Source organism: Flagellimonas lutimaris (genome assembly GCF_003581615.1).
Lineage (GTDB): Bacteria > Bacteroidota > Bacteroidia > Flavobacteriales > Flavobacteriaceae > Flagellimonas > Flagellimonas lutimaris.
Genome location: NZ_QXFH01000071.1, coordinates 137,200 through 156,782 on the forward strand (window position 1 = coordinate 137,200; position 19,583 = coordinate 156,782).

At 40.0% G+C, this 19,583-nt stretch carries 21 protein-coding genes and 1 tRNA gene; 7 read left to right on the plus strand and 15 right to left on the minus strand.

Features of this window, described 5'->3' with window-relative positions; all coding sequences use genetic code 11:
- Positions 1 to 381: 381 nt before the first annotated feature.
- The 3 genes from D2V08_RS09695 to D2V08_RS17570 all read left to right on the plus strand — a co-directional run bounded on the left by D2V08_RS09695 (position 382) and on the right by D2V08_RS17570 (position 5,713).
- Positions 382 to 2,289: a 2-oxoacid:acceptor oxidoreductase subunit alpha gene (locus tag D2V08_RS09695; RefSeq protein WP_119607917.1), complete on the plus strand. Its 1,908-nt coding sequence runs from the start codon at positions 382 to 384 to the stop codon at positions 2,287 to 2,289.
- A 161-nt stretch (positions 2,290 to 2,450) separates the two neighbouring features.
- On the plus strand, positions 2,451 to 3,272 hold the full coding sequence (locus D2V08_RS09700) for a thiamine pyrophosphate-dependent enzyme (protein ID WP_220473395.1): 822 nt from the start codon (positions 2,451 to 2,453) through the stop codon (positions 3,270 to 3,272).
- Positions 3,272 to 5,713, plus strand: coding sequence for a ferredoxin (locus tag D2V08_RS17570; RefSeq protein WP_119607921.1), 2,442 nt, complete (start codon positions 3,272 to 3,274; stop codon positions 5,711 to 5,713). Before D2V08_RS09700 ends, D2V08_RS17570 begins: the two co-directional genes overlap by 1 nt.
- Before the next feature lie 232 nt (positions 5,714 to 5,945).
- Here D2V08_RS17570 and D2V08_RS09710 read toward each other — a convergent pair whose 3' ends face one another.
- The 10 genes from D2V08_RS09710 to D2V08_RS09755 form a co-directional block, all read right to left on the minus strand.
- Positions 5,946 to 6,161 (minus strand): DUF6500 family protein, encoded by a 216-nt coding sequence (locus tag D2V08_RS09710; protein WP_119607923.1) that lies wholly within the window; start codon positions 6,159 to 6,161, stop codon positions 5,946 to 5,948.
- Between the two features lie 14 nt (positions 6,162 to 6,175).
- Positions 6,176 to 6,469, minus strand: coding sequence for a type II toxin-antitoxin system RelE/ParE family toxin (locus D2V08_RS09715; protein WP_100818064.1), 294 nt, complete (start codon positions 6,467 to 6,469; stop codon positions 6,176 to 6,178).
- Complete coding sequence (locus tag D2V08_RS09720; RefSeq protein ID WP_100818947.1) at positions 6,456 to 6,698, minus strand: type II toxin-antitoxin system ParD family antitoxin; 243 nt, start codon at positions 6,696 to 6,698, stop codon at positions 6,456 to 6,458. Before D2V08_RS09720 ends, D2V08_RS09715 begins: the two co-directional genes overlap by 14 nt.
- 143 nt (positions 6,699 to 6,841) lie before the next feature.
- Positions 6,842 to 7,129, minus strand: coding sequence for a hypothetical protein (locus D2V08_RS09725; RefSeq protein ID WP_119607925.1), 288 nt, complete (start codon positions 7,127 to 7,129; stop codon positions 6,842 to 6,844).
- Positions 7,130 to 7,157: 28 nt separating this feature from the next.
- Positions 7,158 to 7,661, minus strand: a complete 504-nt coding sequence (locus D2V08_RS09730; protein WP_119607927.1) for a hypothetical protein — start codon at positions 7,659 to 7,661, stop codon at positions 7,158 to 7,160.
- A 45-nt stretch (positions 7,662 to 7,706) separates the two neighbouring features.
- A complete protein-coding gene (locus tag D2V08_RS09735; protein ID WP_119607929.1) occupies positions 7,707 to 8,732 on the minus strand; it encodes a hypothetical protein in 1,026 nt (341 codons plus the stop codon).
- An 88-nt stretch (positions 8,733 to 8,820) separates the two neighbouring features.
- Positions 8,821 to 10,335 (minus strand): fibronectin type III domain-containing protein, encoded by a 1,515-nt coding sequence (locus D2V08_RS09740; RefSeq protein WP_147374085.1) that lies wholly within the window; start codon positions 10,333 to 10,335, stop codon positions 8,821 to 8,823.
- A 123-nt stretch (positions 10,336 to 10,458) separates the two neighbouring features.
- Positions 10,459 to 11,001, minus strand: coding sequence for a hypothetical protein (locus tag D2V08_RS09745; protein ID WP_119607933.1), 543 nt, complete (start codon positions 10,999 to 11,001; stop codon positions 10,459 to 10,461).
- Between the two features lie 82 nt (positions 11,002 to 11,083).
- Positions 11,084 to 11,758 (minus strand): recombinase family protein, encoded by a 675-nt coding sequence (locus D2V08_RS09750; protein ID WP_119607935.1) that lies wholly within the window; start codon positions 11,756 to 11,758, stop codon positions 11,084 to 11,086.
- A gap of 270 nt (positions 11,759 to 12,028) precedes the next feature.
- Positions 12,029 to 12,101 (minus strand) — tRNA-Lys (locus D2V08_RS09755).
- Positions 12,102 to 12,219: 118 nt separating this feature from the next.
- Between D2V08_RS09755 and D2V08_RS09760 the strand changes: the two genes are divergently transcribed.
- Positions 12,220 to 12,732, plus strand: a complete 513-nt coding sequence (locus D2V08_RS09760) for a shikimate kinase (RefSeq protein ID WP_119607936.1) — start codon at positions 12,220 to 12,222, stop codon at positions 12,730 to 12,732.
- On the opposite strand, the gene D2V08_RS09765 is transcribed toward D2V08_RS09760, so the two are convergent.
- Positions 12,724 to 13,221, minus strand: a complete 498-nt coding sequence (locus tag D2V08_RS09765; RefSeq protein ID WP_119607938.1) for a phosphoribosyltransferase family protein — start codon at positions 13,219 to 13,221, stop codon at positions 12,724 to 12,726. The two genes, D2V08_RS09760 and D2V08_RS09765, sit on opposite strands and share 9 nt — an antisense overlap.
- Positions 13,222 to 13,257: 36 nt before the next feature.
- Positions 13,258 to 13,629: an RNA-binding S4 domain-containing protein gene (locus D2V08_RS09770; RefSeq protein WP_119607939.1), complete on the minus strand. Its 372-nt coding sequence runs from the start codon at positions 13,627 to 13,629 to the stop codon at positions 13,258 to 13,260.
- 78 nt (positions 13,630 to 13,707) lie between these two features.
- Between D2V08_RS09770 and D2V08_RS09775 the strand changes: the two genes are divergently transcribed.
- Complete coding sequence (locus D2V08_RS09775; RefSeq protein ID WP_119607941.1) at positions 13,708 to 14,655, plus strand: FKBP-type peptidyl-prolyl cis-trans isomerase; 948 nt, start codon at positions 13,708 to 13,710, stop codon at positions 14,653 to 14,655.
- 67 nt (positions 14,656 to 14,722) lie between these two features.
- On the opposite strand, the gene D2V08_RS09780 is transcribed toward D2V08_RS09775, so the two are convergent.
- Genes D2V08_RS09780 through D2V08_RS09790 form a run of 3 tightly spaced genes read right to left on the minus strand, consistent with a single transcriptional unit; the run spans position 14,723 to position 17,202 of the window.
- Positions 14,723 to 15,334 carry an outer membrane beta-barrel protein gene (locus D2V08_RS09780; RefSeq protein ID WP_119607943.1) on the minus strand — a complete coding sequence of 204 codons (612 nt, stop codon included), beginning with the start codon at positions 15,332 to 15,334 and terminating at the stop codon, positions 14,723 to 14,725.
- A 52-nt stretch (positions 15,335 to 15,386) separates the two neighbouring features.
- On the minus strand, positions 15,387 to 16,340 hold the full coding sequence (locus D2V08_RS09785; protein ID WP_119607945.1) for a transketolase family protein: 954 nt from the start codon (positions 16,338 to 16,340) through the stop codon (positions 15,387 to 15,389).
- 16 nt (positions 16,341 to 16,356) lie between these two features.
- Positions 16,357 to 17,202, minus strand: coding sequence for a transketolase (locus tag D2V08_RS09790; protein WP_119607946.1), 846 nt, complete (start codon positions 17,200 to 17,202; stop codon positions 16,357 to 16,359).
- 156 nt (positions 17,203 to 17,358) lie between these two features.
- On the opposite strand from D2V08_RS09790, the gene tgt reads away from it, so the two are divergent.
- Positions 17,359 to 18,489 carry a tRNA guanosine(34) transglycosylase Tgt gene (tgt, locus tag D2V08_RS09795; protein WP_119607948.1) on the plus strand — a complete coding sequence of 377 codons (1,131 nt, stop codon included), beginning with the start codon at positions 17,359 to 17,361 and terminating at the stop codon, positions 18,487 to 18,489.
- Positions 18,489 to 19,571 (plus strand): LptF/LptG family permease, encoded by a 1,083-nt coding sequence (locus tag D2V08_RS09800; protein WP_119607950.1) that lies wholly within the window; start codon positions 18,489 to 18,491, stop codon positions 19,569 to 19,571. The genes tgt and D2V08_RS09800 overlap by 1 nt, the downstream gene beginning before the upstream one ends.
- Positions 19,572 to 19,583: the final 12 nt, after the last annotated feature.

Genomic DNA, 19,583 nt, shown 5'->3' on the forward strand with positions numbered 1-19,583 from the left:
TTGAGTTTCCCACACACAATATTCGGTAAGATCTTCATAAAGTCCAATTTGAAATCGTCGATAGCCATTATACCAAGTTTCGGACTTTTTTGGTTTTGACATGTTTTCAAAGTTAATTCAAACAGTCAACATGTTCTTTTCTCAATGTCCAGTCAAATGTTGTAAGTCCAGGTGGCACATACATATTAAAAAAGGAAAGCATGTTACCTCATTATGTCGGGATGACCGAACTAAGGTCATTCCTAAAGTTAATGAACTACTCCTACCCAGAGCGTCGAGGAATTCTTTAGGCACATAATTTTAAAAGTTGATATATATCATTTAATGTAAATCTGGCTTTTGCTACTTTAAAGCTGCTTTTAATCAAAAGGCCAAGAGAATATGGATTACATTGACAGTGGTGATATCTTGAACGAGGGCGACCGGATTAAACCCAGGAAAATCAAACAAGCGATTGTTGAAATCGTAAGCGATTCAGGCGAGGGAGCCCAAAAATGTGGACAGAGCTTCGGGGCAATCTCCGCGAAAATGGGAAATGGTGTTTGGACCGTTGAGATCATTCCGGCAGAAATACAACCACCCGCACGCTCCCGAGAAGGCGCTTCCGGAATCCGGGTGCGTATCGGTTCCGATAAAGTGACCAATATGGGAAATCACGCTGACTTGGTGATCGCCCTCAATGAGCAGGTGCTGTACGGTCGGATCCGCCAAGATGCCTATAATGAGAATACCCTGATGTTTATCGAGAATAAATGGGCCAAAAGCGAACAGGAATCCGTTAGACAGCAGTACTCGGAAGCATTATTGAAATTTAAGGAATTGGGCATTCAGGTGATCGAGATCTCCATGGAAGAGGAATGTCTGAAACTAATGCCCGATCCCCGCAAAGGTAAAAACATGTGGATCCTGGGCCTGCTCTGCTATATGTACGATCGTGACATCCCTAAGGCCGAGAATCAGATCCGAAAAATCTTTAAAAAGAAAACCGATGAGGTAATAGATTTGAATATCAAGTTGTTGCAAGCGGGATATGATTGGGCCAGAGAAAATCTTCCCTTTCATTACGAGGTGACGCCGATGGATGTGGATGATGATATGGTGGTCATGAACGGAAATGAAGCCCTCAGTTTGGGTGTCATGGCATCGGGTATTGAACTGTGTTCGATGTATCCGATAACGCCTGCGACATCCGTATCCCATCACCTGGCCGAATATTTTGAAAGGGTCGGGGGTATCGTGCATCAGGCAGAAGATGAGATTTCTGCTATCGGATTTGCGATCGGTGCTTCTTTCGCAGGGAAACCAGCAGTAACGGTTACCTCGGGACCGGGATTGGCACTCAAGACCGAGTTTATCGGCTTGGCCGTCATGGCAGAAATCCCGCTCGTGATAATTGATGTTCAGCGAGGGGGCCCCTCTACCGGATTGCCGACGAAGGTTGAACAGAGCGACTTGTTGGCAGCGATTTACGGGGAGGCAGGGGATGCCCCAAAAATTGTGCTTGCAGCCGCAACTATCGAAGAGTGCTTTCACTTTGTTGTTTTGGCACGCAAGCTTGCCGAATCATTCCGCACGCCCGTCATATTATTGAGTGATGCGAACCTGGCAACAGGGGTACAACCCTTCCCGCGTCCAAAAATCGACCCCTTGTGGCTGACCAATCCCATCGATCAGAGCCCATGGAAGGATGGGGCCTGGCCATTTGGATGGGATGAAAAAACAGGAACCAGCAAAAGACCGATTCCGGGGCAGAAAGGCGGTATGTATACCGTAACGGGACTGGCCCATGGACAGACGGGAAAGGTGGCATACGACCCGGAGATTAATCAGGCCAGCGTCGAAAGCCGAAGCCGAAAGATCGCCTCTTTCCAGAAAAGCCTAAAATCACCAAAGATCAACGGTGACCCGGAAGGTGATATTCTGCTGGTTGGTTGGGGATCTACACTTGGTGCCATAGAGGAAGCCGTAGCCGATGCCCGTGCCGAAGGACTAAAGGTAAGCAGCCTGCACTTGCGATTTCTCTTTCCCATCGTTCCGGGGTTGGTAGATATCTTCAAAAGATTCAAAAAAGTCATCACCGTTGAGATCAATTATAGCGATACCCTGGGCCACCCAATGGTCAATCAGGAGAATCGCCGTTATGCCCAGTTGGCGTGGCTCCTTAGGGCACAAACACACATGGATATTGATTGTTTCAGCAATGTCTATGGGCAACCCCTGAACCCTGAAAAGGTATTGAAAATGATCAAGCGCGAATTGAAAATTGAAAACTCCGAAGTCAAAGTATAAAAACTTGAAATGCTATGCTTGTACAAACTCATGAATTATGTTCTGTCCCCTCCCTTGACCATGATTATGGCATGGAGGATTATGGTAAAGGCGTAGCCCGCTGGTGTCCGGGTTGTGGAGGCCACTCCATACTCACCACGGTACAGCGCGTCTGTAAGGACATGCAATATGAACCTGAAAAAACGGTGGTGGTCTCCGGTATCGGATGCAGTGGTCGATTTCCACATTATATGGGAACCTATGGGTTTCACGGCCTTCATGGAAGAGCATTCCCGGTAGCCAGTGGCGTGAAATTCAGACGACCCGACCTCAACGTTTTTGTTGTAACCGGAGATGGGGATTGTTGCTCAATTGGTGCAGCACACTGGGTACATGCCATTCGGTACAATATGAAAATGGTGGCATTGCTCTTTGATAATGGCATTTATGGTTTGACCAAAAAACAAACTTCTCCCACCAGCCCGTTAGGCACCCATTCCAATACGCACCCTAGGGGTTCCGTCCTTCCTCCGATCAACCCGATACAAACTACCTTGGGATTGGCCAATGTCTCCTTCGTGGCGCAGACCGTGGATTGGAATTCTGCTCACCTCTATGCGACCATACGAAAAGCGGCCGAGCATCCCGGCCTCGCCTTTGTACGCATCGTTCAACGGTGCCCTGCGTTTATGCGCGATCTCTATGGTGATATTGCTGTCAACCCGAAAAACCTTATCCTGCTCTCACACGAAAATGGGATCAATCTGAAACCTAAGGCCAGGCAAGCCTTTGGTCGAGTGATCGAACACGATCCTTCCAATATTCACAAGGCTAGGGAACACGCAGAGATCAATAATGGCATCCCGATCGGTTTGCTATATCAAAATACCGACAACGCCCGCTATGATGAATATGGAGCTCACAATATTGGAATGGGCGTTGAGGAAAAAAAACAGAATCTGGAATCCCTATTGGATCAATATAGTACTAGTAATTCAGTGTAATGAACGAAATAAATAATTCATATGCGGATCAGATCCTCGACTGTTATGCCGATAGGAACGTCGTGCTTACTAGAGAGCAAGAACCCGCACCTCAGAATGAGGAATTGAAAAGCTATCGCGATCAATTGCACAAGTACTTTGTACAGGGTGTAAAAACAGACTTTTGCCAAAATATTAGCGTGGCGCCGATTTTGTCCGCCCCGTGCTTGCGGGGCATAGTACCTGCCATGCACTATCCGGTACTGTTCGATTGGGAAAAAAGCAATCTCTGCAGCCTTCATGAGCGACTCGAAGTATTGATCTCAAATCATTGTGCTGCGGATATCAGTAGTGTCTTGATCGAGAAACTCCCTTCCATCCTCTTGTCACTTCAAGGGAAACTGCAAGTGGCTGAACCGGAACTTAATTATGGATTCCAGGTACATGAATTGATGGAAATATTGGGCAATGCTCTGGGCGACGACACACCCAAGGATTTTCAAAAACAATTAGATCCAATAAAACAAAAACTCTTATCCTACAAAGGGCCCATCATGGGTTTTGGTGCACGGACTCCTTTTCATCTGCTCCATATTCATTTGAAAGCGCGAATTGCAACTTTTTCAGAGTTCATTGTTGATATCCAACGGAAACTATCCGGATTGAGTGAAATTGTCGACCTTCAGGATAAGGGCCGGGAAAAGGACAGTACGCATTTTGAGTTTGCCAGGGATCTTTTGTCTTTGGACGAAGTACAGGATGTCGCACCTCGTAAGGTTAGTTCAAATCTGCCAAAGGCGAGACTCGAGGGAATTCGGGATAGCATAAAAGTACTTTCCAACGCTGTGAAATCTTATACGGAGAATCCCACTAAGATCTTTATTACAAAAAAACTACTGGAAAGCTACGACCTCAATGAGGTGTTTGGTCAGGCAACTATGGAAGTTGTGGAATCTGACGCCATATCGCATGCCAATACCTATTTAAAAAAGGAATTGTCGAACTTTGTAGCACTGATCCGGGCGATGCGTTTGGCGGAGCTTGAGATAGGACAGACCTACGATGAATCTTTGCACGATGCCTATTTTGCAGGATTCGCCCAGTCCTATCTGAATGACGGGGATGTCAAATATTTCCCCCCCGTTATTGTCATTGACGAGAGCCGCAATATTGCCGACCAGCCAAAGGATTTTCTTTCCCTTTTGTCAGACGGTGCCTTTGTTAAGGTTTTCGCCATCAACACATTGAACGACATCAATTTGCCTGTAGCTTCTGAGTTGGAAGAAAGCTCACTGGAGATTGCATCACTGGCCATCTTTCGCAGAAATGCCTATGTGTACCAGGGAAGTATTGAAGACCCCTACGCTTTTGAAAATGCCTTGCGTGATGGGCTGAACGCCACCGCACCGGTACTCTGGAACGTATTGCTGCCGGATGCCGGATCGGAATATGGCCCCGGTTGTCCCATCAGGATCCATAGGGCGATCGAAAGCCGGCAATTTCCACGCCTGACTTACGATATCGAGGCCGGGATGGATTTTGGAAGCCATTTCAATTTGGAGGACAATCCGCAATGCGATCTATTATATCCAAATCAAGTTCTGGAAATCAAGATTCCACGTGGAAAGCATACGGAACAGATTAGTCTGAGCTCAGCGGATTATCTTGCTATGGAAACGCGCAATTTGCAAGCCCTTGAGATTATTCCCGACTGGTATCAAAAGGAAAGTCTGGTATCTGTAGTAGACTATCTTTCAGCCGATCCGGAGTCCCAGATAGGAAAGATACCCATCATTCGGGTAGTGGATGAAGACTACAAACTGCATAGGGCGGCCATTCCTGCATCCTGGCTTCAACGGATAAGAAGTAGGCTGGACTATTGGCGTTTTTTACAGGAACTCGGAGGTGTCAAGAGCCAGCATTTTGAAAACAAGTTGTCGAGGTCCAAAGCTGAGTGGACACAGGCCAAAGAAGTAGAACTAAAAGAACTGGAAGCGCGGTTATCCGAAGAGTTTGAAACCCAAAGATCCGCTGACATTGAAAAAGCCATCCACAATATACTCTTTGCACTCATGGAGGGAAAAACCGATTTGGCTAGCCTTGCGATCAATTCAACCGCTCCGGGGCCTGTTAGCGGATCATTGGAAGCGGATCAGGAATCCGTTGAAACAGTGCCGGCTCCGAAGGAAACACTTAAAGAAGAAGTATTGGTGAGTAAAGTGACCTGGGTGGAAAGTGATGAATGTACTTCTTGCAACGATTGTATCAACGCGGTACCCAATGTTTTTAAATACAATAGTAATAAACAAGCCCACGTGCACAATCCAAAAGGCGACACCTACGCAAAGATCGTTGCTGCAGCAGAGAAATGCCCGGCCATGTGCATCCATCCGGGTTTACCCCACGACCCGAATGAACCCGGGTTGGAGAAATTGTTGAAAAGAGCGGAGAAATACCAATAACCCAGTTGGCCTGTTAAAAACTGTAAATGATATGGGCAGTAGCAGATACCCCTGTTGCCCCACTATTCCCATCGTTTGGCAAATAGACCACCATCAACTTCAAAAGCTAAGCATATTTTTCACTCCCCTGTTTTTTATAAAAGGGAAAAGAAGAAGGCCTAAGGAGTTTGTTTAAAAAGGACATTTGTGATAATTATGAAATGTTGGAAAATTAGGACATGTGGGGCATCGTTTATTTGAACTTTACCATTTCCTTAATTTTTACTGCCTTCTCAAAATGGTTCAGTCTGTTTTCCATAATCCACCATTTTGCCACTTCCATTAAAAGCTCTGGATTGTCATTCTTATTTTTGAAAAATGCATAAAATGACAGGCCAACATTTTCACCTTTTGATGAAATTTTACTTTCACAAACTTCAATAATTTTCTTTCGAATGGCTGTATTCATCGTTTTTATGAACTTTAAAGATGCTCAACAAAATTCATGCGTTTGCCCAACACCCGAACAATAAAAATTTCGTTAACACTATCAAATTGGTAGAAAATGACATGAGCTTTATAGCTGTAGTATTTTAAAGGGCCGGAAATGGCCGATGCGTCTTTGGCCAATTCTGGGCGTTCGGCGAGTTCCTCTAAAAAACTTTCCAAATTCAATAAATACTTGGAGGCCTGTTCAGGACCAAAAAACTTTATACCGTATTTATAAATGCCAACTAAGTCATATTGAGCCCTGGTAGATAAATTATAATTCCCCATTATCAACTTTTGCGATAATGTCACTTATTTTGAGATTACTTCTGCCACTTTGCAATCCATCATCAATTGCGGCCTTAAGCTCCGCGAGTTTCATGTTCTCTTCCTGGTCCTTTCTTACCAAATCCCTTATATATTCACTATCATTGGTAAAGTCACCTGATTGAACCCTAAGCTTTATCCAACCATCTTGTTGATTTGTAAAAGTGATTGACTTTCTAACTGTTTCCATAAACCCATGTTTGTGATGCAATATAATACTTTTTTGCACCACTTATGATATGTACGGTACTTTTTAAAATTTATAGTGAGAATTTACTCCTCGCTAATAGGTTAGTCAGCTATCGTTTATTTGAACTTTAAAATCTTACTCATTTATAATTTGTCAAAAAACAGCATTACCGATATATAGCCTATATAAACAATCCCAATAATGCTTATTACCCAGTTCCATTTTCGGATAAAAATTCTTGAAATCAAATAAACCAATATAGTTATACCTCCAAAAACTGCTGGAAAGAACAGATTCGCGAGTCCTCCAAGCCCTGCTGTATCCAAATTCGGTGCTGACATTGTAAAAATTGTAAATGCGATTACAACGGCTAAAATCAGTCCTATGTTGTTCCAAAGTTTATCAATAACAGTTTTTATGTCCTTGTTCATTTTTCCTATAGAATCGTTTTATTGAACTTTAAAATTCTTTAATACGTGCTTTCAATATTCTCTTTAATTCATTGATGGATTTTTCTTTCTCGGAATTAAAGCCAAAATAAACCAATGCAATTCCAAAAGCGAGCATTATTAGCGGGATTATTGTCACGGCAGGATTTGCCTCATGTGATATTATTGCATAAATAGAACCTAACAAAGCCAACGAAACCCCACCTAGCCAAACAACCATAAAGGCTACCACGAAGCCATGCAGTTGAAGCTTGGCCATAACTGTTGTTCCGCTCATACTTTCACTCACGGTTCCTTTAATTTGTGGAAGAAATGAATTTTTATAGTTGATGGCCCTTTGCATCTCAAATTGTCCATTTGCAAAATATCCCTCAAATGGCTTTTCAATCTTTGCTTTTGAAAATCTGAGTTCAATTCCTCTTTTTGGTCCGATATTATTCATTAGGATACTTTCAACTTCTTCCTTTGAAAATGAAGTTAATAGTTCAATGTCTACGGAAGGGATTAATTTCATAACATATTTAATTGTCTCATGGTTATCGTTTATTTGAACTTTGATTTATCTCAGTTCTTTATTGTAAGGCGTTTCCAATAAATCCTTAAACTCAGCATTCTTGTCTACGTGTAATACTAAATTCCTGTATTTGCACTTTGTTCCATAAAGTCCGGTCAGTATATTTTCTTCTTTCAAACGAATAATGATATTATGGCTTTCCAATTCTCCCAAAAATGATAGTTTTCGGGTTTCCTTGTTCAATTCAATATCCTTGGACGAAAGTTCTATAGAGTTAATGTTATCAATGCTTATTATGGTTTCGTTCATAATACCATATCTAAGGAACAACTTGCCGTTTTTAATTAATATCGGTCTTTTGTACATTGACTTTAAGAACCCCAAAAGCTGAACTCCGGAATAAACGCTAACCGAGGTCAAAATCCAGGCCGCAACATTACTCCATTTCGTTAGAAGGGTGTGTAACACGAAAGTCTCTATTGCGACGATGAAAATTATTGCAATGAGCAAGGTTATTGTTCCACTCTCTTTGTGATAGGAAAATTCATTTTCATCTAATTCCCTCTTCTTCCAATAGACAAAGCCATAATAAAAAACTGAAATTTCAGTCACAAAGGGGATGACCGCTATTTTTGGCAGCATCTCATAGCAAGTAGTTTTCAGGGTCGTAAAAAAATCAGCCGATTCATTTTTGTTTGACTTATACTGCTTAACCGCTTTGCTTACATTGTGGATAATATAGGATACTATAGAAAGTTCAACGATTGGAAGTATCCAGGTCTTAAAAAGTTCAAGATAGAATTGATTTTCTTCCGGGAGTATAATTGAGCAAATTAGCATTCCAACAATGATGATAGGCACAACCGTTGTTTTGGGAATACTCGTTTTTCTAATCAACATTAAATAAATGACAGGAACGGTCAATAATAAGTCGATTGTGATTCCGATTGAAAGACGGTTCGGGTGGACCTCAAAAAATGATGATTTTGCAATGAGTACCAATATTCCGACAATCAATATCGGTATACCAAAAATGATTAGATTTTTTTGAATGTTCAATGATTCGTTCATCTTTTGTTTTTTAATGCCTTACTTACACAATTAGGTTCATCGATTACTTGAACTTTGATTTATCTCAGTCCTTTGTTGGCAATAGTTTTTACTTATAATTGCCAAAAGGGTCAGTTTTATAGATTAATAATAATGGTTTTTCTTCGCCATAATAGTAAATCTTGTTGAGATTACCGGCTATTCTGTAGCCCCCATCTTCTTCAGATATAATTGACCAGCCTCTCAAATAGGTAAAAGGCTCTTGAAAGCCCTGATTCCATTCTTTGTTGCCAGAAGAGTCAAATTTGAATATTCCTAATGCACCGTAATTTCCAAAGTCGACATGGCCAGTGGTTATAAGTCCATTATCTTGTGTTTCAGTTATTGAAAATGTTGAAGATAGTTCATTTGTATTTTTCCAAATTTCATTTCCTTCGGTATCGATTTCAAAAATCCTACCAGAACTTATATCATATGCTCCCCAACTGTAACCAGCAAATACATAATTGCCATTTTGTTTAAGGATTATTTGACTTGGGAAATCATATCCGCCATCTCCATATGTATTTTTCCAAATAATATCACCTTCATGATTTACGTTCAAAATCCAAAAATCAATTTGTTCATCTTGGGTCGAAGTAGCGTTATTAGTTTCGGTTGAACCAAGGACTAAGAGATTTCCCGTGTTATCTAGAATTATATCATTAAAATAATTTCGCCTCGAAGGCTCATACGTCTTTTCCCATAAAATAGAACCAAAAGAATTTAGTTTTGTCAAAACTCCTTGTTCCTTAATATTTGGATTTTCAGAGACTCTTCCACCAACTATGTATATGTTCCCATTAATATCTTCAACAACTGATTTTAATTGACCAATTGTACTCAAAAAGCTATAACTCAAATCAAGATAGGTATCAATTCTTTTGTCCCATAGGACATCACCATCAATGCTAAGCTTTACCACAAAAGGTCCGCCAACTAATACAAATCCATTGTCATTTGTTTGAATTATTTTGAAATTCCAATCATCACCAAGTTCATAATCATAGAATCTTTTCCAAATCTGATTACCATCATAATCAATTTTTAAAACAAAAAAGTGCAATCCATCTCCGTTAGGTCTAACAGATTTTCCTGCTATTATATAATTTTTATCAAATGTCTTCAACATTGAGTAAGGAGTACCTGAAGCATACCCTGTACCGTAGTTTGTGTCACCAAATTCATAAGTTTTCAAATATTTCAAATAATATTTCTCTGTTTGAAAAGAGAAATTGGATTCTGTTTCGTTATTGTAGACATCTTTGGCAATTATTTTCCCAGAGTAGTTAGTTAGCTCTTCAAGTTCAATAAACTGGTATGTGCGTTCTGTAATATTTTCAACAATTAGGGATTGGTTTAAGTATATACTGTATGTAACGGTATCGCCTTCGGGGTCTTCGGCCTCAGTCCAATTAATTATTGCTCCAGCATCTGATATATTAAGAATTTCTAAATCAAAATTATTCGGTGCAAGGTTTACTATTTCCTCTTCTCCCTTTTCTGTAATTTCATTAGCATTATTATCTTTCGAACATGCCATTAATAAAAAAGCGATAAGTAATGTAAAATGAAATTTTTTCATTTTCTCGTTTAATTGTTGCTAACTTGTTTTTATGAGGATAAACTACATCTATATAAACCCAAGAAGGAATATAATCGATGTATTTGATCATCTTCTATTGGAATCGTTTATTTAAACTTTGATTTAATTCTCAGAATCCTCAACCTTATTCTCCTTAGTGGTAAACAAGTTCGAAATCCTTTTATAATTGGTTAAAATTACAAACCCGATTAAAACGTTTAAACCAGAAATCACCCACCAATTATAATCTAATTGTTGGTCGAGCATCAGGCCATCGATTTCATCAAGTCCGTTTGCCGAAATCTGTTTTTTGAATATCAAATAACAGTAGTTTAAAAATTGGGCAATGTTATCTGCAATCATTAACAGTCCGATTAAAATCAAACCAAGTTTTAAAATCCCTTCCTCATTTAAATGAGAGGTATCAATATTTTTGGTATCAAAACCTTTCTCAAGGCGAAACAACTTTATTATTCTGTCCGTTCCAAATAATAAAAGGAAAGCAATAACTCCAGTAATTAACAAGTAAAACAAACTTACCATCAAACTGAAGGAATAAAAGCCACCTGAAAAAGAAATATTCGGAATCGAACGGAAGAGAGCCTCAATAAAACAATAAACCCCAAAGATTTTAATGATGGCTCTGAATAGGTCAGTTTTGGTCATTGGTAGGTTATATGATTTGTTTAAATGTAGGAAATTTCTATAAATCAAAAATTGGGTTTTCGGTGAAAGGGGAGTAAAACAGTCAATCGGGTTTGATTTTCTTCTTGTGCTTTTTGCAATAAGCTTTGTCCATATCCTGTCTCTTGTCCCAAAATAGATTTCCACATTCAATACACTTTCTTCTGCCTTGATATGCCAAATATTTATAGAGGGTCTTTTTAGAGCCAACATCAATGAGTTTCATGATTTCCTCAATACTCAACTTGTTATCTCTATAGTAACGTTCTGCCAGCATGGCTTTATGTAAAGCTTGTTTGCTAAGTCCAGGTTTTCTTCCGATTTTCAAGCCACGCCTTCTTGAACTTTCCAATCCAGCCCTTGTCCGTTCTATAATGATGTCCCGTTCCAATTGGGCAACCGAAGCAAACAAGTTGAAGATAAACCTGCCGTGTGGGGATGTCGTATCAATGAAATTCTCCTGAATGCTCTTGAAGTGGATTCCCTGTTGTTCGAAGTCCTCGATGAGTTTGGTCAGGTGCGAAAGGCTTCTAGCGATTCGGTCCAGTTTCCAGACCACTATGGTATCTCCGTCCCTCACATATTTTAAAAGTTTGCTCAAGCTCTTCCGCACTTCCTTGGTGCTCGATACTTTGTCCGTGTAAATGTTCTTTTGTGGAATCCCTTCTTTCAGCAATGCATCCAATTGAAGGTCCAAACTTTGTTCCATGGTACTCACCCGTGCATATCCAAAAACCATAACCTGAAAGTTTAAATTAACGTTAGAATGTAAACTATTTATTTAGTACGGGGAAATGAACTTTAACATACCAGTGGACTCGGTTAACAATGAATGTTCAATAAAACGGTGGCTTAGAAACCCCTTTCATGCAACTAGAAATCGATATAAAGGCGAACGGAACGCAGTGGTTTGCCGCAAGCCACAAATTTGACACTCAGTTTTTGGTCAAAAAAGAAAAACCCTGTAAAGTACATTACAGGGTTTGCTATCTTATGGTTTTTTAAAAAGTGACCTGACTGGGGCTCGAACCCAGGACCCTCTCCTTAAAAGGGAGATGCTCTACCAACTGAGCTATCAGGTCTTCAAGTTGTGCTCAGCTGTTTGGCTAAGCGGGTGCAAATATAACATCAATAATTTATTTTCCAAGGTGAATTAATGATAAATTTGTGTTTTTTTGAAATCGGATAAAATTCTCGAAAATGAAAGTAGTTTTACTGGGATATATGGCAAGTGGAAAGTCGACCGTTGGACGATTGTTGGCCAGGCAATTAGGATTAGAGTTCATTGATTTGGATGAGTATATTGAGGAGCATCAAAAAAAATCCATTAAAAATATTTTTTCTGAAAAAGGTGAAATATTTTTTAGAAAACTTGAGCATCAAATGCTGTCCGAAGTTTTGGATAAGGAAGAGTCTATTGTCCTCTCAACAGGAGGGGGGACTCCATGTTATGGAAATAATATGGAAACCATTTTAAAAGAATCAGACCTTTCTGTATATCTTAACTTGAGTATTCCAAGTTTGGTGGAAAGACTTTCAAAAGAAAAAGAAGATAGACCTTTAGTGAAAAACATTGGGGAGGAAGAACTGCCAGAATTTATTGGAAAGCATCTTTTTGAACGAAGGCCATACTATCTCCAAGCAAAGCATACCTTAGATTGTAACGGTATTGATGCAGAAACAGCGGTAGAGCAAATCAAAAAATTACTCTAAGTAAACTGCATTGTTCTTAGGTTCAAACTCCACTTTAATATGTTCGTTTAGGGATGTTGAGAGTGATATACCCTTAAAATCTGCCTTAATAGGATATTTTTTATGGTTCCTGTTTACCAATACCGCCGTTTTTAACTGTTTTATCGGAGTCTTTAGAAAGTGATGGGTTCCATAGATCAATGTGGTTCCCGAGTTTAGTACATCATCAACCAAAACAATGGATTTATTAGTGTAATCCTCTACTTTAAGGGAAGTGCTGACCCCACTTTCCAAAGGATTCTTTTTGTCCATATCCACTTTGCATAAAATTATCTCCGCGTCTGTGATTTTTTTTAGGACAGTGATTATTTTCTTGGCGAAACTTTCTCCGCCACCATTAATTCCTGCAACCACGATTTCCTTTTCATCTACATTGGTTTCATAAATCTGGTAAGCGATTCGTTTTGCAATGTGCTGTATTTGATCGTGGGTAAGAATACGGTTTATCATAGTGCTTAATGCTTGGGTTAAAGATATAAAAACAGTTTATTCCGGTTCGTCGATAAAGTCGTCCAAATCTCGACGATCTTTTTTCGTAGGACGCCCCAAACCTTTTTTTCGATAATGCTTTTTGGCGTACTGTAGCAATTCATTGTGTTCAAAAGCTTCTTTTGGTGTGGTGTCTTTACGGTAAATATCCACCAATTTTGCCCCTACACGACTTTCTGGAATGTCCAAAACTGTAAGTCGATAATCAATTTGGTTTTTCCGAACAATAATTTTGTCCATTGGGAATACATCTCTGGATGGTTTAACAGCACTTCCATTGACTTTTACATGTCCTTTTTTCACAGCATTGGAGGCAATGCTTCGAGTTTTAAAGTATCTAACGCACCAAAGGTACTTGTCTATTCGCATAGTCTTCGCAATTCTTTGTTAATGGACAAAGCAAAAATAATGGAAAATTGTATCTTGCGCGCCTAAATATCAGACTTGATGAAGTACCGAGTTTTAGTTTTCTTATGTTTTGCAGCCACACTCTTATCGTGTAACAAAGATGATGATGATGATGTTGTTGTGGTGCCACCAAGCTTGTTAAGTGATGTTGCACCGGAAGACGACGAAACCATTAGGGAGTTTTTGAGCACCCATTTTTACAATTATGAGGATTTTATTACCCTCCCAGAAGGGTTCGATTATAAAATTGTAATCGATACGATAGCTGGTGAAAATGCGGACAAAAGACCATTGATTGAAGATGCCTCGGCCATCACACTTAATGTTTCTTCAAGTCATTTAGCTTTAGGCGAAGATGAAGAGGATATACCACATACTTACTATTTTATACAGGTTAGAGAAGGTGAAGGTGGGAGTCCAACCTACGCAGACTCTACCTTGGTAAGGTATCAAGGGTCAGCCTTGGACGGAACTTTATTTGATGAGAGTCAAGATTTTGTGTGGCAAGAACTTCCATCAACTTATAGAGGGTATGGAGATGGAATTTCTAATTTGAAGGCAGGAACTTCAGATCAGGTAGTTGAAAATCCAGATGGGACCTATCAGGTTACAAACAGCGGTTTGGGTATAATTGTAATGCCTTCAGGTTTGGCGGCGTTTAACAGGTCTGTAGGTGCTGCTGGTACGTATGCTCCTATCCTTTTTAAAGTAGAACTTGGGTTGTTTGTTGAGAATACAGATAGTGACAATGATGGTATTCCTTCCATTCAAGAGGATTTAAACAGCAATAGGTATCTAAAAGATGATAATACAAATGCAGATGAAGAACCTTTTAATCCTAGCCCAAATTATTTGGACGCTGATGATGATGGCGATGGAGTTTCCACGCGGAATGAGATAACAGATGAAAATGGGATTATTATCTTCCCTTATCCAGATTCAAACGGTGATGGAACTCCCGATTACTTGGATCCGGATACCAACTAATAAAATGATATTAAATAAAAAAACCCCTGTTGCAGCAACAGGGGTTTTTTTCTACTTAAAATATATGTTACAATTTGAGTGATAACGCAAAAATAATTTGGGAAGGTCTCGAATCTACCCTTCCTTCAACATTGGCAACATTGGTGTCGATAAATTCGGCTTCGTTCTCCGAGAAACCTCTCTCATACCTTACATCCAATCCTACTTTGCCCAGGTTAACGCCTACACCGGCATTAAGACCTACCGTAAAGTCGTTCTTTACATCTTCGACCTGTAAGTCGCCCAAATCATTGTTTAGTGTATATTGAAAAGCAGGCCCCGCAAAAATGTGCAGAGGACCAATTAGCTTATATCCCAAAAGTACGGGCATATCTAATTTTGAAACATCGTAATCTTGTGAATTACCATCTACATCATACGAACTTTTTGTTTTGGAATATACCAACTCTGGTCTTAGGTAAATCTTTGGAAAATCCAATTTTCCCCAAAATCCAAAATGGTAACCTGTCTTACCTTCAGCTCCTTCGACAATATCTTGTCCTCCATCTCCAACAGAACTGATGAGGTCACCGTTCTTGTTGTAGGATAATCCGGCTTTGACACCAAAACCTGAGCCGCTTTGAGCCATTACAGCAGAACCAATTAAGGCAAATACTGCTACTAGAAAAGTTTTTTTCATACGTGTTATTTTAAAAGGTTGAAGATACCCCTAAAGGGATATCTCATCGAAACTATTTACGTTTCAACACTTTTAAAACGGCAGCTTCTATGGCTTTATTGTTCAACCCGTACTTCTCCATAAGTTGTTCTGGGGTTCCGCTTTCACCAAAGGTATCTTGCGTGGCCACAAACTCTTGAGGGGTAGGGTGGTGGGTTGCCAATACACGGGCAACACTTTCTCCAAGTCCACCTAAATAATTGTGTTCTTCGGCAGTTACCACACAACCTGTTTTCTTAACAGAATCCAAAATCGCTTTATCGTCCAATGGTTTTATGGTGTGTATATTAATTACTTCTGCGGAAATCCCTTGGTTTTCCAAACTCTCGGCAGCAAGTAGTGCTTGCCATACCAAATGTCCTGTAGCAATAATGGTAACGTCGGTACCTTCATTAAGCATAAGGGCTTTGCCGATTTCAAATTTTTGGTCTACAGGGGTAAAGTTCGCCACTTTTGGTCTTCCAAAACGCAAATAAACCGGGCCATGGTGTTCTGCTATGGCAATGGTTGCTGCTTTGGTCTGGTTAAAATCACATGGATTGATAACGGTCATACCCGGTAACATCTTCATCAAACCGATGTCTTCTAAAATTTGGTGCGTTGCACCGTCTTCACCCAAGGTTAACCCAGCATGGGAAGCACATATTTTAACGTTTTTATCGGAATATGCAATAGATTGACGGATTTGGTCATACACACGGCCAGTTGCAAAGTTTGCAAAGGTAGAGGCAAAAGGGATTTTTCCACCAATGGTTAAACCAGCAGCGATGCCCATCATATTAGCTTCTGCTATACCTGTTTGAAAGAAACGTTCTGGGCTTTCTTTAATAAAAGTTTCAATCTTAAGCGAGCCTACCAAATCAGCACAAAGTGCCACTACGTTTGGATTGGTCCTTCCCAGTTCCGTCATTCCCGCACCATATCCGCTTCGGGTATCTTGTTTTCCTTGATCTGTATATTTAGTCATTGTGTCTTTTTAAAAATTAGTAATCGCCTAAAGTTTCTGGGTTTTGCTCCAATGCGGTAGCCAATTGCTCATCGCTTGGCGCTTTACCGTGCCATGCATGGGTATGCATCATAAAATCAACACCATTACCCATTTCAGTCTTCATAACAATACATACCGGTTTTCCTTTTCCGGTTCTGCTCTTGGCTTCATTTAAGCCAGCAATTACTTGCTCTAGGTCGTTTCCGTTTTCAATTTCCAAAACATCCCATCCAAAGACCTTGAATTTTTCGCCAACATCACCCAAGGGAAGAACATCTTTGGTAGCACCATCAATCTGTTGTCCATTACGGTCTACCGTGGCAATTAAATTATCTACTTTGTTACCTGCGGCATACATAATGGCCTCCCAGTTCTGGCCTTCTTGCAATTCACCATCACCATGCAAACTGAATACCAGGTGATTATCACCGTTCAGTTTCTTGGCAAGTGCAGCTCCAATGGCAACGGACATTCCTTGACCCAATGACCCAGAAGCTACACGTACGCCTGGCAATCCTTCATGGGTGGTAGGGTGACCCTGCAATCTGGAGTCAATAAGTCTAAAGGTGTTCAATTCTTCGATAGGGAAGTAACCTCTTCGGGCTAAAACACTATAAAAAACTGGAGAAATATGTCCATTGGAAAGGAAGAAGAGATCTTCTCCGATTCCATCCATATCAAATCCGTCCTTTAAATCCATTACCTCGTTGTAGAGTGCTACTAAAAACTCAGTACAGCCCAAAGAACCCCCTGGATGCCCCGAATTTACCTTATGGACCATTCGTAAAATGTCCCTTCTTACCTGTACTACCAGGTCCTGTAATTCTTGCGTGTTCGGCATTGTGTTTTTAATTTAGAATTCAAATGTAATGGCATTATTCGTGGAAAACAAGTGTTAAATACACATTTATTAAATGGCTTATGCTCAGAAACTTTATTTTTTTGTTAAGGAACAACGATACTGAGTTAGTTATATTTGCGGTTCTAAAACTTACAATTGGATTTTACCTTAATACAAAAGGATAACAAAACTAAGGCTAGAGCAGGGGAATTGACCACTGATCATGGTATTATCGATACTCCTATATTTATGCCTGTTGGCACCGTTGCCTCGGTAAAGGGTGTTCATCAACGTGAATTAAAAGATGAAATTAATCCTGATATAATTTTAGGAAATACATACCATCTTTATTTAAGACCTAAAACTGGAATTTTACAAGAAGCTGGGGGACTCCATAAATTTATGGGGTGGGATAGACCAATTTTAACCGACAGTGGTGGATATCAAGTTTATTCATTGTCCGACAATAGAAAGATAAAGGAGGAGGGTGTAAAGTTTAAATCCCATATTGATGGATCCCGTCATCTTTTTACACCTGAAAATGTAATGGAAATACAGCGTACCATTGGTGCGGATATTATTATGGCTTTTGATGAGTGCACACCTTATCCTTGCGATTACCAATATGCCAAACGCTCCATGCACATGACGCACAGGTGGCTGGATAGGTGTATCAATCATTTGGAAAAGCTGCCCTATACTTATGATTATTCCCAAAGTTTTTTTCCTATTGTACAAGGTTCGACTTACAAGGATTTAAGGAAACAATCTGCTGAATATATTGCTTCTGTAGAAGCGGAAGGTAATGCGATTGGTGGACTTTCGGTAGGGGAACCTGCTGAGGAAATGTACGAGATGGCCGAGTTGGTATGTGATATTCTTCCAGAAGACAAACCGAGATATCTCATGGGTGTTGGTACTCCAATCAATATTTTGGAAAATATTGCGTTGGGTGTAGATATGTTCGATTGTGTGATGCCTACCCGTAATGCTCGAAATGGTATGTTGTTTACGGCTCATGGTACCATCAACATCAAAAACAAAAAATGGGAAAACGATTTTTCGCCTTTGGATGAGATGGGGATTACTTTTGTGGACACCGAATATTCTAAGGCCTATCTTCGCCATTTATTTGCTGCCAATGAATATTTGGGCAAGCAGATTGCCACCATTCACAATCTTGGTTTTTATTTGTGGTTGGTGCGTACGGCAAGAGAACGTATTTTAGCCGGAGATTTTTTGGAGTGGAAAACCAAGATGGTTAACCAAATGGATAAAAGACTGTAATGTTCACCATACTCGATAAATACATCCTAAAACGCTACTTGATCACCTTTATGGGGATGCTTTTGCTTTTTGTCCCTATCGGTATCATGGCGAACTTGGCGGAGAAAATCGGGAAAATCATCGACAATGAGGCTCCTTTGTCCGAGGTGATTGTGTTCTATGGCAACTTTACCTTGGTAATCGGGAATTTATTGCTGCCCATTTTCCTTTTCTTATCGATTATATTTTTTACATCAAAACTGGCCAGTAACACCGAGATTGTGGCCATTTTAAGTTCAGGGGTATCTTTTTGGCGTTTTTTAAGACCCTATTTTGTAGGAGCCACCTTGGTCGCCATCCTTATTTTTATGATGGGAATGTTCATTGTACCAAATGCTAGTATTGGTTTTAACGAGTTTGAGTACAAATACTTTAAAAAAGGAAAGCAGACAAGGGAAACGGAGAATATCTTCAATCAATTAAACGAGAGTGATTATATCTACGTGAGTAGTTTTGACCCTAACCGTCAGATTGGTTATAATTTTACCTACGAACATTTTGATTCCATAGGCAAGTTGGACTATAAAATTTCGGCCAGTAACATTCGATGGATAGAGGACGATAGTATTTATAGATTGACGAATTACGAAAAGCGGGAAGTACGGAACGAAACTGAATATATCAATGCAAGGCGACGTTTGGATACTGTTTTTTCTTTTCAGATAGATGACCTTACCCCGGTTTCTTATGTGGCAGAGACAAAAAACCTTTTTGAGCTGAATGATTTTATAGAGGACCAGCGTAGAAAAGGAGCATCCAACATAAATGCCTATGTTTTGGTAAAGTATAAACGTTGGGCGCTTCCTATAGCCGCGTTTATCCTTACCGTAATAGCAGTTGCCGTGTCCTCTATAAAACGCCGAGGCGGTATGGGACTTAATTTGGCTTTTGGTATTGGTGTCGCTTTCGTCTACATTTTCTTTGATAAGGTTTTTGGAACGTTGGCAGAGCAATCTGGTTTTTCACCCTTGTTGGCTGTTGTGATTCCCAACCTTCTTTTTGGTGTTTTTGCCGTTTATATGCTTATGAAAGCCAAGCGATAATCCGTTAATAAT

Bases quoted from the DNA above. Each gene is read 5' to 3' on its own strand.
- D2V08_RS09710 (WP_119607923.1), bottom strand. From the start codon at position 6,161: ATGAATACAGCCATTCGAAAGAAAATTATTGAAGTTTGTGAAAGTAAA.
- D2V08_RS09770 (WP_119607939.1), bottom strand. From the start codon at position 13,629: ATGCGAATAGACAAGTACCTTTGGTGCGTTAGATACTTTAAAACTCGA.
- D2V08_RS09750 (WP_119607935.1), bottom strand. From the start codon at position 11,758: ATGGTTTTTGGATATGCACGGGTGAGTACCATGGAACAAAGTTTGGAC.
- D2V08_RS09695 (WP_119607917.1), top strand. From the start codon at position 382: ATGGATTACATTGACAGTGGTGATATCTTGAACGAGGGCGACCGGATT.
- D2V08_RS09800 (WP_119607950.1), top strand. From the start codon at position 18,489: ATGTTCACCATACTCGATAAATACATCCTAAAACGCTACTTGATCACC.
- D2V08_RS09720 (WP_100818947.1), bottom strand. From the start codon at position 6,698: ATGGAAACAGTTAGAAAGTCAATCACTTTTACAAATCAACAAGATGGT.
- D2V08_RS09700 (WP_220473395.1), top strand. From the start codon at position 2,451: ATGCAATATGAACCTGAAAAAACGGTGGTGGTCTCCGGTATCGGATGC.
- D2V08_RS17570 (WP_119607921.1), top strand. From the start codon at position 3,272: ATGAACGAAATAAATAATTCATATGCGGATCAGATCCTCGACTGTTAT.
- D2V08_RS09725 (WP_119607925.1), bottom strand. From the start codon at position 7,129: ATGAACAAGGACATAAAAACTGTTATTGATAAACTTTGGAACAACATA.
- D2V08_RS09715 (WP_100818064.1), bottom strand. From the start codon at position 6,469: ATGGGGAATTATAATTTATCTACCAGGGCTCAATATGACTTAGTTGGC.
- D2V08_RS09765 (WP_119607938.1), bottom strand. From the start codon at position 13,221: ATGATAAACCGTATTCTTACCCACGATCAAATACAGCACATTGCAAAA.
- D2V08_RS09735 (WP_119607929.1), bottom strand. From the start codon at position 8,732: ATGAACGAATCATTGAACATTCAAAAAAATCTAATCATTTTTGGTATA.
- D2V08_RS09745 (WP_119607933.1), bottom strand. From the start codon at position 11,001: ATGACCAAAACTGACCTATTCAGAGCCATCATTAAAATCTTTGGGGTT.
- D2V08_RS09790 (WP_119607946.1), bottom strand. From the start codon at position 17,202: ATGCCGAACACGCAAGAATTACAGGACCTGGTAGTACAGGTAAGAAGG.
- D2V08_RS09775 (WP_119607941.1), top strand. From the start codon at position 13,708: ATGAAGTACCGAGTTTTAGTTTTCTTATGTTTTGCAGCCACACTCTTA.
- D2V08_RS09780 (WP_119607943.1), bottom strand. From the start codon at position 15,334: ATGAAAAAAACTTTTCTAGTAGCAGTATTTGCCTTAATTGGTTCTGCT.
- D2V08_RS09760 (WP_119607936.1), top strand. From the start codon at position 12,220: ATGAAAGTAGTTTTACTGGGATATATGGCAAGTGGAAAGTCGACCGTT.
- D2V08_RS09730 (WP_119607927.1), bottom strand. From the start codon at position 7,661: ATGAAATTAATCCCTTCCGTAGACATTGAACTATTAACTTCATTTTCA.
- D2V08_RS09740 (WP_147374085.1), bottom strand. From the start codon at position 10,335: ATGAAAAAATTTCATTTTACATTACTTATCGCTTTTTTATTAATGGCA.
- D2V08_RS09785 (WP_119607945.1), bottom strand. From the start codon at position 16,340: ATGACTAAATATACAGATCAAGGAAAACAAGATACCCGAAGCGGATAT.